Annotated in this window: 14 protein-coding genes, 1 tRNA gene and 3 pseudogenes; 8 read left to right on the plus strand and 10 right to left on the minus strand. The window is 49.0% G+C overall.

Going from position 1 to position 15063, the window contains the following annotated elements; translation table 11 throughout:
* The first annotated feature begins 116 nt into the window (after positions 1–116).
* Positions 117–566 carry an RHS repeat domain-containing protein gene (locus tag E6P06_RS08510; protein WP_139935116.1) on the plus strand — a complete coding sequence of 150 codons (450 nt, stop codon included), beginning with the start codon at positions 117–119 and terminating at the stop codon, positions 564–566.
* 100 nt (positions 567–666) lie between these two features.
* Complete coding sequence (dkgB, locus tag E6P06_RS08515; protein ID WP_139935117.1) at positions 667–1470, plus strand: 2,5-didehydrogluconate reductase DkgB; 804 nt, start codon at positions 667–669, stop codon at positions 1468–1470.
* A gap of 21 nt (positions 1471–1491) precedes the next feature.
* On the opposite strand, the gene yafC is transcribed toward dkgB, so the two are convergent.
* A complete protein-coding gene (gene yafC / locus E6P06_RS08520; protein WP_003843865.1) occupies positions 1492–2406 on the minus strand; it encodes a DNA-binding transcriptional regulator YafC in 915 nt (304 codons plus the stop codon).
* 104 nt (positions 2407–2510) lie between these two features.
* Between yafC and E6P06_RS08525 the strand changes: the two genes are divergently transcribed.
* From E6P06_RS08525 to E6P06_RS08535, 3 genes are all read left to right on the plus strand, one after another.
* A complete protein-coding gene (locus E6P06_RS08525) occupies positions 2511–3686 on the plus strand; it encodes an MFS transporter (RefSeq protein WP_057101297.1) in 1176 nt (391 codons plus the stop codon).
* Positions 3687–3817: 131 nt separating this feature from the next.
* Positions 3818–4618, plus strand: a complete 801-nt coding sequence (locus tag E6P06_RS08530) for an endonuclease/exonuclease/phosphatase family protein (RefSeq protein ID WP_139935118.1) — start codon at positions 3818–3820, stop codon at positions 4616–4618.
* 76 nt (positions 4619–4694) lie between these two features.
* Complete coding sequence (locus tag E6P06_RS08535) at positions 4695–5465, plus strand: class I SAM-dependent methyltransferase (RefSeq protein ID WP_139935119.1); 771 nt, start codon at positions 4695–4697, stop codon at positions 5463–5465.
* A 49-nt stretch (positions 5466–5514) separates the two neighbouring features.
* On the opposite strand, the gene mltD is transcribed toward E6P06_RS08535, so the two are convergent.
* Together mltD and gloB are read right to left on the minus strand one after the other, a co-directional pair.
* The gene (gene mltD / locus E6P06_RS08540) at positions 5515–6873 is read right to left on the minus strand and encodes a murein transglycosylase D (protein WP_003031421.1); all 1359 of its coding nucleotides are present in this window, start codon (positions 6871–6873) and stop codon (positions 5515–5517) included.
* 71 nt (positions 6874–6944) lie between these two features.
* A complete protein-coding gene (gloB, locus tag E6P06_RS08545; protein WP_139935120.1) occupies positions 6945–7700 on the minus strand; it encodes a hydroxyacylglutathione hydrolase in 756 nt (251 codons plus the stop codon).
* A 33-nt stretch (positions 7701–7733) separates the two neighbouring features.
* Between gloB and E6P06_RS08550 the strand changes: the two genes are divergently transcribed.
* On the plus strand, positions 7734–8456 hold the full coding sequence (locus E6P06_RS08550) for a class I SAM-dependent methyltransferase (RefSeq protein WP_049016139.1): 723 nt from the start codon (positions 7734–7736) through the stop codon (positions 8454–8456).
* On the opposite strand, the pseudogene rnhA reads toward E6P06_RS08550, so the two are convergent.
* A pseudogene (gene rnhA, locus E6P06_RS08555) lies at positions 8453–9031 on the minus strand (ribonuclease HI). The gene E6P06_RS08550 and the pseudogene rnhA overlap by 4 nt on opposite strands.
* On the opposite strand from rnhA, the gene dnaQ reads away from it, so the two are divergent.
* The gene (gene dnaQ, locus E6P06_RS08560; RefSeq protein ID WP_003031410.1) at positions 8985–9713 is read left to right on the plus strand and encodes a DNA polymerase III subunit epsilon; all 729 of its coding nucleotides are present in this window, start codon (positions 8985–8987) and stop codon (positions 9711–9713) included. The pseudogene rnhA and the gene dnaQ overlap by 47 nt on opposite strands.
* A 134-nt stretch (positions 9714–9847) precedes the next feature.
* Positions 9848–9924 (plus strand) — tRNA-Asp (locus E6P06_RS08565).
* 49 nt (positions 9925–9973) lie between these two features.
* On the opposite strand, the gene E6P06_RS08570 is transcribed toward E6P06_RS08565, so the two are convergent.
* The 6 genes and pseudogenes from E6P06_RS08570 to E6P06_RS08595 form a co-directional block, all read right to left on the minus strand.
* Positions 9974–10924 carry a phosphoglycerate dehydrogenase gene (locus E6P06_RS08570; protein WP_139935121.1) on the minus strand — a complete coding sequence of 317 codons (951 nt, stop codon included), beginning with the start codon at positions 10922–10924 and terminating at the stop codon, positions 9974–9976.
* A 73-nt stretch (positions 10925–10997) separates the two neighbouring features.
* Positions 10998–11594, minus strand: coding sequence for an SIS domain-containing protein (locus E6P06_RS08575; protein ID WP_139935122.1), 597 nt, complete (start codon positions 11592–11594; stop codon positions 10998–11000).
* A pseudogene (locus E6P06_RS28225) lies at positions 11587–11904 on the minus strand (beta-cystathionase); the annotation flags it as partial. The pseudogene E6P06_RS28225 and the gene E6P06_RS08575, both read right to left, overlap by 8 nt.
* A gap of 31 nt (positions 11905–11935) precedes the next feature.
* Positions 11936–13143 (minus strand): IS3 family transposase gene (locus E6P06_RS08585; protein ID WP_089617520.1). Its coding sequence is split into 2 segments (ribosomal slippage): positions 11936–12822 and positions 12822–13143, totalling 1209 coding nucleotides; the frame shifts between segments, so codons are not numbered across the junction.
* Between the two features lie 93 nt (positions 13144–13236).
* A pseudogene (locus E6P06_RS08590) lies at positions 13237–13467 on the minus strand (beta-cystathionase); the annotation flags it as partial.
* The gene (locus E6P06_RS08595) at positions 13467–15053 is read right to left on the minus strand and encodes a PTS transporter subunit EIIC (protein WP_139935123.1); all 1587 of its coding nucleotides are present in this window, start codon (positions 15051–15053) and stop codon (positions 13467–13469) included. The pseudogene E6P06_RS08590 and the gene E6P06_RS08595, both read right to left, overlap by 1 nt.
* Between the last annotated feature and the right edge of the window lie 10 nt (positions 15054–15063).

The following is a 15063-nucleotide window of genomic DNA, read 5'->3' on the forward strand; positions in this document are numbered from 1 at the left end:
CCGGGCCTGACGGGAGCACGTATCAGTATTTTTATGATGAGCATTTTGGGCTATGCGCGGTGATTGATGCGCTGGGACAGTGCTGTTACTACCAGCGTGATGCCTGGGGACAGGTTATGGCGTTCACGGATGAGAAAGGCGGTGTGCAACGGTTGACTTATAATGCACGCGGGCAGGTCAGCAGTGCGCAGGACTGTTCAGGTAAAACGACGCAGTACCGCTATGATGAGGCTTACCGACTGGCGGAAGAGACGGATGCCGCGGGAGAGAGTACGCATTATGAATACAGCCCGGCCGGGCGACTGGTGAAGGTACTCCGCGCTGAAGGCCATGTAACCAGCCTGAGCTGGACGCCACAGGGGCAACCAGAAAGTTACCGGGAGGGGTTCAGCATTCCGGTTCGCTGGCAGTATGACGCGGCGGGGAACCAACTGGAGGCCTCGCAGTCAGGGCAGGCGCTGAAGCATAATCAGCAGCATCAGCTCCGGCAGAAAGCCTGCGTTTATGATGTTTACGGTCGTCTGATCCAGGGGCTTTTTCTTTGCCTGCAATTTTATTATTGCTGAATCCGCAAAAATCCTCTGCATTTATCACTATTTTTCTATAAAGAGCTGGAAGTCATAATCCTCTTAGTTGATGAACATAGTGATTAAAAAGAGGAATTCTATGGCTATCCCTGCATTTGGTTTGGGTACTTTCCGCCTGAAAGACGACGTGGTTATCGCTTCTGTTAAAACGGCGCTTGAGCTGGGCTACCGTGCTGTCGACACTGCGCAAATCTATGATAATGAAGCGGCTGTTGGTCAGGCGATTGCTGAAAGTGGCCTACCGCGTAACGAACTGTACATCACCACCAAGATCTGGATTGAAAATCTCAGCAAAGAAAAACTGATCCCAAGTCTGAAAGAAAGCCTGAAGAAACTGCGTACAGATTATGTTGATTTGGTGCTGATCCACTGGCCATCTCCAGGAGATGCTGTATCTGTTGAGGAATTCATGCTGGCGCTGCTCGAAGCAAAACAGCAGGGACTGACTCGTGAAATTGGTATCTCAAACTTCACCATTGCGCTGATGGAAAAAGCCATTGCCGCAGTAGGCGCAGACAATATTGCGACCAACCAGATTGAGCTTTCTCCGTATCTTCAGAGCCGTAAGGTGGTTGACTGGGCGAAAGCACACGGTATCCACATCACCTCTTACATGACGCTGGCTTACGGTAACGCGCTGAAAGATGAAGTGATTGCGCACATTGCCGCTAAACATAACGCGACCCCGGCGCAGGTTATTCTGGCATGGGCAATGGGGGAAGGTTACTCCGTAATTCCTTCTTCTACCAAACGTGAAAACCTGGCAAGCAACCTGCTGGCGCTGGAACTGCATCTGGATGCCGAAGATAAAAAAATGATCGCGGCACTGGACTGCAAAGATCGTCTGGTCAGCCCGGAAGGTCTGGCTCCTGCCTGGGATTAATTGCCCGATCCTGTGTATCCCTTACCCCTCTTTTACAGCTCCTTCGGGAGCTGTTCTTATATATTCACTTAAAAAGTCTATAAATGCACGAATACGTGTACTGACCGCACGATCGCTGTAGTAAACGGCGCTGAAAGGCATTTTTACCGGCAGACGTTTATCGGCCAGCAGTTCCACTAGCTCTCCCTGCGCGATCTCTTTATCTATCATATAATCTGAAAGACAGGCGATGCCGTTGCCGTTCAGGCAAAGCTGTTTTAGCGTTTCCCCACTGTTGGAAGAAATTCCACACTCGACCTCATGCAGCTGTCCGTCGCTACAGGCAATTGGCCAGGTATTGAGCGAAACCGGTTCGGAAAACCCCAGACACAGATGCTGTTTTAACTCCTCGACGGTCTCTGGTCTACCAAAACGGGCAATGTACTCCGGTGAGGCAATAATCTTGCGATAGCTGGTAAATAACGGACGCGCACGTAGACTCGAGTCAGTCAGTGTACCCGCTCGTATAGCAACATCCACTTTTCGTTCAATAAGATTGATGAATGTTTCCGAGGAGACGAGAGACAACGTCATCTCGGGATACCGCTCCCGGAACGGTTTGATTAGCGGCATCAGGAAATGCAACATCACCGGTGTTGCTGCGTCGATGCGCAGCAGGCCGCGCGGAGTATTACGCGACTCCATGATTTCTGTTTCTGCTGCAGCCATCTCTTGCAGTATCTGCTGCACCCGCCTGAAGTAGCGCTCTCCTTCCTCAGTGAGACTTAGCTGTCGGGTCGTTCGATTAAGCAAACTGACGCCCAGTTTCATCTCCAGCTTTTTTACTGCCCGACTGACCGCGGAATTGGCTTGTCCAAGCTGTTCTGCCGCCCGGCTAAAGCTGCCGCTTTCCACTACCGCTACAAAAATCGCAAGTTCTTCAGAGGTTGCTTTCATTTTTGCACCTGACGCAAAATTATATTGAGATTTTGAATATTTTTGTCATTAAAACATCCAGGCATACTGCGTGTCATCTGATTACTGATGTTACGGAGTTATTTATGCCTCTCGCTTTATTTGCACTAACAATTAGTGCCTTCGCTATAGGCACTACTGAGTTTGTGATTGTTGGTCTGGTGCCGACCATCGCTCAACAACTGGCGATCTCGTTACCTTCCGCCGGGATGCTGGTTTCCATCTATGCGCTGGGTGTGGCGATTGGCGCACCGGTACTGACCGCTTTGACCGGACGCCTGCCACGTAAACAGTTACTGGTTGCGCTGATGGTTCTGTTTACGGCGGGGAATTTGCTGGCATGGCAGGCTCCCGGGTATATGACACTCATTGTCGCTCGTCTGCTGACTGGGCTGGCACACGGCGTATTCTTCTCGATTGGTTCTACCATCGCGACAAGTCTGGTGCCAAAAGAGAAAGCGGCCTCCGCCATCGCTATTATGTTTGGTGGCTTAACGGTGGCGCTGGTAACCGGCGTGCCGCTGGGTACGTTTATTGGTCAACACTTTGGCTGGCGCGAGACTTTCCTTGCGGTATCAATGTTAGGCGTGATTGCACTGATCAGTAGCCAGCTGTTGATCCCCGCCAACATTCCCGGTCGTGCAGCCGCCAGCATTCGCGACCAGGTGAAGGTGCTGACTCATCCCCGTCTGCTGCTGATTTATGCCGTTACGGCACTGGGCTACGGCGGTGTATTCACGGCATTCACCTTCCTGGCACCGATGATGCAGGATCTGGCGGGATTCTCTCCGGCAGCAGTAAGCTGGATCTTACTGGGTTACGGCGTATCAGTGGCTATCGGCAATATCTGGGGCGGTAAGCTGGCGGATAAGCATGGTGCGGTTCCTGCGCTGAAATTCATTTTCGCCGCGTTGTTTGTTTTGCTGATGGTCTTCCAGGTGACGGCTTCTACGCAGTATGCCGCGCTGGCTACCATCCTGGTAATGGGGATCTTTGCCTTTGGTAACGTACCGGGGTTGCAGGTCTACGTGGTACAGAAAGCGGAACAATTTACGCCTAATGCTGTAGATGTGGCGTCAGGGTTGAACATTGCGGCGTTTAACATTGGCATTGCACTGGGTTCAGTGATTGGTGGACAAACAGTCGAGCATTATGGTCTGGCGCAGACGCCGTGGATTGGCGCACTTATTGTCCTGGTTGCTTTCCTGCTGATGGGACTCAGCGGTCGTCTTGATAAGCCCGCGCGCGTTGCTTTGGGGTAAATCATTGATGTAAGCGCCCACTTACAAAACAAACTGCAATTGTTCGTTGAAAGTGAGTGCTAAAATCCCTATAACAGAAGAACCAGTCCGGCTGCGGACTGGTTGACGTTACAGAGGTTTGAAAGTCTAAAGTGCGAAAAAACACCTATGCCATGCGTTATGTTGCCGGACAACCCGCCGAGCGGATTTTACCGCCGGGGTCGTTTGCGCATATTGGCCAGGCATTACCCGCAGGCGTTCCGTTAAGCAGTGAAGATCGCATTCGCGTGCTGGTATGGAATATTTTTAAACAGCAGCGCGCAGAATGGCAGTCGGTGCTGAAGAATTTTGGCAAAGATGCGCATCTGGTGTTATTGCAGGAAGCACAAACCACGCCAGAACTGGTGCAGTTTGCGACCGCTAACTATCTTGCTTCCGATCAGGTTCCGGCCTTTGTGCTGCCTCAGCATCCCTCTGGCGTCATGACGCTCTCTGCTGCTCATCCTGTTTACTGCTGTCCATTGCGCGAGCGTGAGCCTATTTTACGGCTGGCGAAATCGGCGCTGGTGACGGTGTACCCGTTGCCTGACACTCGGCTGTTAATGGTGGTGAATATCCACGCGGTTAACTTTAGCCTTGGCGTTGATGTCTATAGTAAGCAGTTACTTCCCATTGGCGATCAGATTGCTCATCACAGCGGTCCGGTGATCATGGCCGGCGATTTTAATGCCTGGAGCCGTCGACGGATGAATGCGCTGTACCGCTTTGCGCGTGAAATGTCGCTGCGCCAGGTTCGCTTTACTGACGATCAGCGCCGCCGTGCGTTTGGTCGCCCTCTCGATTTTGTGTTCTATCGCGGTCTGAACGTGAGTGAAGCCTCTGTGCTGGTCACCCGCGCATCCGATCACAACCCGCTACTCGTTGAATTCAGTCCCGGCAAACCTGAACAATAACGGTGTGTCAGGTCTGCCATAGGGCAGGCCTGTGACGGTTGCCCTTCATATTTCTCAACAACCGAAGGACAACACAATGACAACACGCTCTCACCATGACAACGTCGAAAAACAGTTTGGCTCTCAGGCTAATGCCTATTTAACCAGTACGGTGCACGCCTCTGGCCGTGACTTGCAACGTCTGGGGGAAAGGTTGTCGGCATTTCCACAGGCTCGCGTATTGGATATGGGATGCGGAGCAGGGCACGCCAGCTTTGTGGCCGCGCAACACGTAAAGCAGGTCATGGCTTATGATTTATCGTCGCAGATGCTTGAAGTGGTTGCTAAGGCGGCAAAAGACCGAGGTCTGGATAATATCGCCACACGGCAGGGGTATGCTGAAAGCCTGCCATTTGAAGGTAACGTATTTGATGTGGTGATTAGCCGCTATTCCGCGCATCACTGGCATGATGTCGGGCGCGCGCTGCGGGAAGTGAACCGCGTTCTGAAGCCCGGTGGTGTACTGATTGTGATGGATGTGATGTCGCCTGGCCACCCAGTACGTGATATCTGGTTGCAAACCGTGGAGGCGTTACGCGATACCTCACACGTACGCAACTATTCCAGCGGAGAGTGGTTGTCGTTAATCAATGACGCCAATCTGATTGCCGATACCTTGTTAACCGATCGTCTGGCGCTGGAATTCAGTTCGTGGGTGGCGCGGATGCGTACGCCTGCAGCGTTGAGCGACGCGATTCGTGCCTACCAACAAAGTGCTTCTGCACAAGTGAAAGACTACTTTGCGTTACAGGAAGATGGCTCGTTTACCAGCGACACGATAATGGTTGAGGCACATAAAGCGGGATAAATAAAAAAGGCACTGGGGGGAAACCAGTGCCTTCATTTCTACAATGCTATCAGGAGTCCGGCATGTCGTTGTTTTTCACAAACAACGTTAGCTGATCGCCTGGCTGTAGATTATTCGTATCGCTGTTCCAGCGCATCACATCCTTGATGTTAACCCCGTGGCGTTTGGCAATACTCGAGAGCGAGTCGCCTTTACGCACACGATAGGTGATGCTATCGCTGTTGTTCGCCAGTCGCTGTGCGCTGCTACCAGCGCCCACCGTCAGATTCTGGCCTACTTTCAGCGACGACCCGCGCAGATTATTCCACTGCTTAAGGTCATTGATGCTCACGCCAAGACGTGAAGCGACGCCAGAAAGCGTATCGCCAGAGCGAACTTTGTAGCTACGGCTGTTCAGCGGCGTGTTATCCGCGACCAGCGTTGACTGCACGGCTGCAATTTCGCCTGAAGCCAGAGACTCACGCAGCTTCTCTGCATGCTTCTTTGGCACCATCACATATTGCGGGCCGCTGGCACCCAACGTGGAACCTTTCACGCCTGCATTGAAGGTCTTCAGCTTGCTGACGGAAATACCCGCCATATCGGCAACCTGAGCCATCTCAACCGGGCTACTCAGGCGAACACGTGCCAACGCGCGGCTTTCGTCTGTTGTTGGCAGACGTACGCCATAGCGTTTGCTGTTTTTGAGTATATCGCTCAATGCCAGCATTTTGGGCACGTATAGCTTCGTTTCCTGAGGCAATGGCAACGACCAGAAGTCAGTGGGTTTACCACGAGCTTTGTTCGTTTTGATTGCCTTCATGACACGACCTTCACCGCTATTATAAGCAGCAACGGTCAGCAGCCAGTCGCCATCAAACATCTTGTTCAGACGCTGCATCATGTCCAGCGCGGCGGTGGTGGAAGCCACAACGTCGCGACGTGCATCATAACTGCGGGTCTGTTTTAAACCATAATTGCGCCCCGTGCTCGGAATGATCTGCCAAATACCTGCGGCATTGGCGCCAGACGTTGCGTGAGGATCAAAAGCGCTCTCCACTATGGGTAGTAGTACCAGTTCCATAGGCATGTTACGTTTCTTAACTTGCCCGGCTATCCAGTACATATACGGCTCTGCCCGTAAAGTTACATCGTGGAGATAGCTCTTATTGCGTAAATACTTCTGTTTCTGTTCGCGAATCCGGCTGTTTTCCGGAATTCCCATCTTTAGCTCGTCACCAATGAAAGCCCACAAATCTTGATCAGCAGCGATAGATGTTCCGTCGTCCATCCATCGCGCCTGACTTGTAAACTTTCCTGCTTCCCCTTGACCAGCTGCAGAAAGGCTCTGTGCGTGTTGTTGGACGTTACCAGTATTCTGGCACCCAACAAGCAGGACAGAGGCGAGTAATATCGCTTTTGCCTTCATGTGTGTGTCAATAGTTGCTTAAAAGACGACCGATCATAACGGCGAAGTTTTCAAAAGGCAACCCGGAATTGTCAGAACGTATCTTTCTTTGACCTTAACCAGGCAAAACGCTCCTCAGGTTGTTGCAATATTGTTTCTTTGTTAATTTCATTAATTAAATCAATATCTTTTGTTCTTAAAAAAAGATTATTTCGCCGCTCATTTTTCAGAATTACGGGTAGTGTCATTTGTTTTTTTACGCGTAACTCATTAACTTTACGATAATATTCATTTATGAACGAATCGTGCGGGAGAATGCTTAAGGCAAACTTCATGTTTGCTAATGTGTACTCATGTGCGCAACAAATTAATGTATCGTCAGGAAGGGCGTTGATTTTTTTAAGTGATTGATACATTTGGGTTGCGGTGCCTTCAAAAAGTCGACCGCAACCGCCAGAAAAGAGTGTGTCACCACAAAATAAGTAAGGATGGCTAAAGTAACAGATATGTCCTAAAGTGTGACCCGGAGTAGCAATTACCCTAAATTCATGCCCCAAAACGAGTGCAATATCGCCATCTTCGACTATGTGTGTCGTTCCCTTATCTTGCGTTTCAGCCGGTCCGTATACCACTATTTGTGGGAAATGCTGCAGAAGTTCTTTCACTCCGCCCACGTGATCCTGATGATGATGGGTTAGCAGAATGGCTTCAGGCACCCAGTTATGCTCTGCAATGGCTTTCAGAACAGGAGCCGCTTCACCCGGGTCCACAATCAGACAATGCTGGTCATTATTTGACAAGACCCAGATGTAATTGTCCTGAAATGCAGGAATACTGTTAAGATTCATATATTGCCTCTCAATGCGTAACGGAAGGTTGTGATGAAACCGGCAAGGATCCCTCATACTGTCGTAGCGCCCGTAAGCTGGGATGATCTGCCCTGGGGCGAACACTATCGTGAGGCGCTGGAGTATCAGCTTAACCCGTGGTTCGCAAAAATGTACGGTTTTCATCTGCTTAAGGTTGGTAATTTAAGCGCAGAAATCGATTCCGAAGCGTGCGCGGTTTCTCATCAGGTAAATGTTTCTTTGCAGGGTTCTCCCATGCAGGTGACGGCCGATCCTTTGCATCTTCCCTTTGCCGATAAGTCCGTGGATGTCTGTTTATTGGCCCATACGTTACCGTGGTGTTCCGATCCGCATCGCCTACTGCGTGAAGCCGATCGCGTGTTGATTGATGACGGTTGGTTGATTTTGAGCGGCTTTAACCCGGTAAGCCTGATGGGGTTGCGTAAACTGGTGCCCGTATTGCGTAAGACATCGCCCTATAACAGTCGGATGTTTACCCTCATGCGTCAATTGGACTGGCTATCATTACTGAATTTTGAAGTGCTGCACTATAGTCGTTTTCATGTTCTGCCCTGGAATAAGAAGGGCGGGAAAATGTTAAGCACCCATATCCCCGCGCTGGGCTGTTTACAGCTGGTGGTTGCGCGCAAGCGAACCATTCCGCTTACACTCAACCCGATGAAACAAAATAAAAGCAAAACGCCTATCCGTCATGCCGTTGGCGCGACCCGGCAATACCGTAAACCGGACGCTTAAGCCTCAGTCTGATACCCAATATCATCCTGAGTCGGGCTCATGGCCGCGGTGCGCGCAAGCTCATCGCAGCGTTCGTTTTCCGGATGGCCCGCATGGCCTTTAACCCATTCCCATTTGATTTGATGAGGGCCTAAAGCGGCATCGAGACGCTTCCACAGATCGACGTTCTTCACTGGTTTTTTATCTGCTGTTTTCCAGCCACGCTTCTTCCAGTTGTGGATCCACTGCGTAATGCCCTGGCGCACATACTGGCTGTCCGTGCTGAGTATCACTTCACACTGTTCTTTCAGGGCTTCCAGCGCAACGATTGCTGCCATCAGCTCCATGCGATTATTAGTTGTAAGGTTGTAGCCTTCGCTAAAGGTTTTTTCGCGCCCGCGATAGCGTAAAATCGCCCCATAACCACCCGGTCCGGGATTTCCCAGGCAAGAACCATCGGTGAAAATTTCTACCTGTTTAAGCATCTCTGGTAGACTTCCTGTTTTAGCAAATCGAAATCAAACGATAAGTCTGACATAAATGACCGTTATGAGCACTGGAATTACACGACAGATCGTCCTCGATACCGAAACCACCGGTATGAACCAGATTGGCGCCCACTATGAAGGCCACAAGATCATTGAGATCGGTGCGGTTGAAGTGGTGAACCGCCGCCTGACCGGCAATAACTTCCATGTTTACCTGAAGCCGGATCGGCTGGTGGACCCGGAAGCGTTCGGCGTACACGGAATCGCAGACGAATTCCTGCTTGATAAACCCACGTTTGCTGATGTAGCCGACGAATTTCTCGACTACATTCGTGGCGCGGAGCTGGTCATCCATAACGCATCGTTCGATATCGGTTTTATGGATTACGAATTCGCGAAGCTCAAGCGGGATATTCCGAAGACGAACGAATTCTGCAAAATAACCGATAGCCTGGCGCTGGCGAGGAAAATGTTTCCTGGCAAGCGAAACAGTCTTGATGCGTTGTGCTCGCGCTATGAGATAGACAACAGTAAACGAACCCTGCACGGCGCATTGCTTGATGCCCAGATTCTGGCCGACGTTTATCTGATGATGACCGGCGGGCAGACCACGATGGCGTTCTCAATGGAAGGCGACAGCCAGCAGAGGAATGACACAGGGATCCAGCGTATTGTGCGCCAGTCCAGCAAACTACGTGTTGTTTTCGCCACTGATGAAGAGTTAGCGGCCCATGAGTCACGCCTTGACCTGGTGCAGAAGAAAGGCGGAAGTTGCCTCTGGCGGGCATAGTTTGTACATTTACCGTATGAAAATGGCCATTCGGGTGATTTTTGCAGCAAACGATTAAAAAACGTGAGAAAAAGCGTTGACGAGGTGCGAGGCAATCCGTAATATTCGCTTCGTTCCCAAGCGGAACACAACGCGGAGTGGTAGTTCAGTTGGTTAGAATACCTGCCTGTCACGCAGGGGGTCGCGGGTTCGAGTCCCGTCCATTCCGCCACTATTCAGAAAGCCTGAATCAGAAATGATTCAGGCTTTCGTCGTTTTAATCACTGCAAAATATTATCTATCGTTTTACCATCAAAAAAATCAATAACTGACCGCGCGGTATGGATACCTGTCTGGTGGTAAGATTCAACCGTCGCAGCGGCGATGTGTGGGGTCGTGATAATATTTCTGGAATGTAGCAGAGGGCTGAATTGTGGCAAAGGTTCATGCTGAAATACGTCGAGGGCGGAAAACACATTCCTTTCATCAATCACCTGCAACAAAGCGCGTTCATCGATTAATTTCCCACGAGCCGCATTGATGAGCAGGGCACCATTTCTCATCATAGAAAGGTATTTGTGACTGATAAAATTCTCTAAGGATGATGTATAAGGGAGAAGCACGACAATGACGTTGGACTGCATGAAGATGTCGTCAACCGACACAAACTTAACAGCCATTTTTTCAGCTATCTCATGATCCGGGTTTTTGTCGTACGCGAGAATTTCAATCTCGAAGCCGGACAACCTCTTAACCAACGTTTTGGCAATATTCCCAAAACCTAATAATCCTACCCGTTTACCATTTAATTCATTTCCCAGCGAGTATCCCCAATAGCCGTTTTGCATGTCCATATGATTACCGGGAATATTTCTCAGACCAGAAAAGATAAGGCCAATGATAAATTCGGCGACAGCGTTGGCATTGATGCCTCGTGCATTATTAACCACAATGCCTGATTTTTTTGCCGCGTCAGTATCTATATTATCAACGCCGGTACCAAATCTTGAGATGATTTTCAGTTTTGGTAGAAGAGAAAACACACTGGCGTCATAGCAATCCGTTCCGGCAATGACAGCATCAATAGATGCCCTCAACGCATCTGATTCTGATGCGATAAGATGATTCACACTGTTCTTGAAAATGAGATTATATTGGTTATCGCGCAATAATTTGCAACCGGTTACACAACGAGCCGAAAAACTGGAAACGGTGATTAATACATTTTTCATATCTGTTACCTCGTACCTGAGAACGCCATCAGGTTGTGATGGCGTAGACCGGTTACAATAAAAATGACACAAGTTATGAATTTACTTTAACGCCGAGAGCACCTCCTGGATGAAATAAACCAAAATCGGTTCGGGTAAACTGCTTGAGTTCTGACAGCGTGAGGGCTACCGCATCTCCCACGACAAGAACAGCCGTAGAAGAGCAGGATGGAGCAAGACCTAAGGTGTCGGCTTCACTTTTTACGGGTATTTCAATCGATAAATCACAGCAGATAGCCAGCGACGAATTGTGGCTTCGGGTAAATGAGACCAGAAAATTTTTCATTTTTTTCAGACTTGGTAGCGTAGCTAACAGTTCTGCTGTCTCACCACTATTGGATATCAAAATAACAACATCTTCACTGGTAACCATGCCCAGATCGCCATGAACAGCCTCTGTTCCATGAATAAAAAAAGAGGGGGTACCGGTGCTGGAAAATGTCGCTGCCAATTTTTTTGCAATAATTCCTGATTTTCCTACGCCGATAAAGACAACTTTCCCGCTACAGGATTGCAGTATTTTTACAAGATTTGCGGTTTCTGAAAGCGGTGCATTAATAATTTCCTCAACTGCTTTTTGCTCATTTCGCATAAATCCTTTAATGAGTGAGATGACCTCAGTATTATTCATGTCTGTTTTCCTGATTAATTTTATCAATAACGTAAGCCACCCGAGATAAGCCCTGGTATAGTTTTTTCCTGCTGCAAGCCAGATTTAACCGTAAATAGTTTTCCCCACCTGGTCCATATACGTTGCCTGCCATGATCCCCACTTTTCCTTCATGAATTAACATGGCGTAGAATTTTTCGAATGAACAACTGATGTGTGAACAGTCTATCCATGCAAAATAGCAACCTTCAGATTCTCTGAGTTTCAGAGGTGAAAGATTTTCTTGAACATAATGAACAGCAAAATCAATGTTTGACTGAAGGTGTGATCTTGACCCTCCATCTCCGAACAGCTTTTGTATCTTAAGTTAACGATGTCCGCTGCCGCCGGTATTCCCTCGGGGAGTGATATCCCAGCGCGCTGTGCGGGTGGTTTTCATTGTAATGCGTGAACGCTACTGCAAGGTTTCGCAGTGCTGTTCTCACATCCGGTTTTGGCATGAACGCGATATAGTCTTCTTTCATCGTTTTCACGAACCGTTCGGCCATGCCATTACTCTGCGGGCTGCTCACCGCTGTTGTGCAGGGCTCCAGATTCAGCTCTCTCGCGAACCTCCGCGTTTCATACGCGGTATACGCTGAACCGTTATCCGTCAGCCACTGCACCGCTGTGTCGGGCAACCTGTCGCCGAAGCGCTTTTCCACCGACCTCAGCATCACATCCTGCACGGTCGAACTGTCATAGCCTCCCGTGCTTGCTGCCCAGTCTATGGCCTCACGGTCGCAGCAGTCCAGCGCGAACGTTACCCGCAGTTTTTCGCCGTTGTCGCAGCCGAACTCGAAGCCATCTGAACACCAGCGCATATCGCTTTCTGCCACCGCTATCTTGCCCTTATGTTCACGCTTCGGTCGCTCTGGTTTGTGATGCAACAACAACAGGTTATGCTCGCTCATTATCCTGTAAAGCCGTTTGGCATTCACAGGTGGCTGTCCCTCTGTGCGACGTTGCTTGCGCAGGATGCCCCACACGCGTCGATAACCATAACTCGGCATATCGCTGATAATGTTGAGGATAGCCGACAGTATTTCTGCGTCTGCTTCTTCATTACGCCGGTTACAGCGCCTGTCCTGCCAGTCGGCAGAACGGTTAATCCGCAGTGACAGTTGCGCACGCGACACGCCCATGGTCCGGCTGACCATGGCTATTCCCCGTCCTTTGGCAACAAGGGCGCGTGCGCTATCCATTTTCGCGACTGACCGTACTCCACGGCTTCTTTCAGGATCTCAACTTCCATCGTTTTCTTGCCCAGAAGGCGCTGAAGCTCCCGGACCTGCTTCAGAGCAGCAGTAAGCTCAGAAGCAGGAACGACTTCCTCTCCAGCCGCAACGGCGGTGAGGCTGCCTTCCTGATATTGCTTCTTCCACTTAAACAGCAGGCTGGGCTGGATACCATGCAGGCGGGCGACATGGGAGACATTCATACCCGGCTCCATCGTCTGCTGGATAATGGCGATCTTCTCCTGAGGAGTTTTACGTTTACGGACTTCTTGCCCTAACAGGATCCCGGTCATCTCAAAATTGGCGTTAGTGTTAGACATATATTCAAGCCTATCTCTTATCTGGAGATACAGCTACTGTCCGGTGTTTCAGGGGGCTACATCACCATACCAATGGCATATCGCGTTGAGATATTCGCTATGTTGCCAGCGACTATACCCGAGGACAGGATGTTCCAGTCTTTTCTGTAGCGCTTTGGTAATTGCTTGTGGTATGGGTAGATCCATATCAGATATGGAAAAAGGAATAATATCGTGTACACCAAATCTGTCTTCGCAGAAGTCCCACTGCGTGCAGTAAGTTCCTTTTCGCGAAATAGGCGTGTTAAAAATATCCATCAACATAACCCCATACATTTATCCATATCTTTACGCAAGGCGATGACTTTTGTACCAATAATGACCTGTAAGGTATTTTTATCGAGTTTGACAATTGCGATCCCTCCCTGCTTTTTAATGGCAGCTTCATCAATTGCTTCTATATCTTTGATTGTTAGCCGTAAACGTGTAACACAGTTATCCAGAGAGGTAATGTTTTCTTTTCCTCCGAGAGCCGCAATCATATTCTCAGCGGTGCTGGCGTCTGTATTTCTATTTGCCACTGGTTGGACAGTCGGTGTTATCACATCAGCTGTTGTTGCAGCTGGAACCATGTCACTGTCTTCTCTGCCAACAGTCATTAAGTTGTATTTTAGAATGGCCCATTTAAATACCATGTAATAAATGAAAAAATAGGCGATTTCTACACAAACAGCCACTTGCCATCCAGTTCTTGCACCCCGTAATACGCCAAAGCTTATAAACTGAATCAAATCTCCGGTGAATCCCATTTTCACGCCGAGATACGGTAAAAACATATTTGCGAAGCCATTCATAAAAGCATGGAATACAAATAAGACAGGGCTGACAAACAGGAATAAAAATTCAATCGGTTCGCTAACACCGCCAATAATCACAGTCAGTACCGCAGAGATTAATAATGCTTTAATAGCCTTGCGATTTTGTACATGAGCAGTCTGATACATAGCAAGAGCCGCACCTGCTAAACCATACTGGATCATTAGCTTACCTTGTTCCATTTTTCCGGCAAGGTCTAAGGGAATGACGGCGTTTTCTTTGACATAGGCCATAAACATATTGAGAGTGCCGTAGTACTCCTCGCCGTTGATGATTGCTGATCCGCCAATCGGCGTAAATCTGAATACAGATGTGACTAAATGATTTAGTCCGAAGGGAATCGTTACGCGCTCTGCAACGGCATAGAAGAAATAACCTACCGGACCAGAGGTGGATATCCAATGGCCGATTAACATAAACATGTTAAAGAAAGGAGGCCAGACAAAAGGGATTATGATGCCGAAAACACTCATGACAACTAACGTAATGATAGGAACAAGGCGTGGGCCACTATAGAATCCCAACGACTCTGGGATACGCAGATTGACGATCCGTTTGTACATGGCGAATACCATCAACCCTGCAACGATTCCCCCCAATACGCTGGTATTGTATGACTGAATTCCCAGAATAATAGTTTGTCCATGTGTGGACATCTGATCTGTGGGGACGAGCAGACCGTGACTTTTAAGATAAAAATTTGTTCCCAAATGCATTGCCATAAACCCGCCCAGGCCGGAAAATGCGCCATATGCTTTATCTTCTTTTTCTTTCAACAGACCCAGTGGGATGGCGATTGCAAATAATACCGGTAAATTAACAAAAGCGAATAAACCCAGGCTAACAATAAAATCTAAAAATGATTTAACAACAGGGTACCCTAATACAGGAATTAATTTAGCCATTTCCTCGCTGGCTAATCCACTTCCCAGGCCTAACATCATGCCGCATACGCTTAGCAGAGCGATTGGATACATAAATGCCTTACCCAGGCTCTGAAAAAAACTCCAGGCTTTTTTCTGTTTCATATTAACTGTC

It is taken from the genome of Citrobacter sp. CF971, from assembly GCF_006385635.1.
Taxonomy (GTDB): domain Bacteria; phylum Pseudomonadota; class Gammaproteobacteria; order Enterobacterales; family Enterobacteriaceae; genus Citrobacter; species Citrobacter freundii.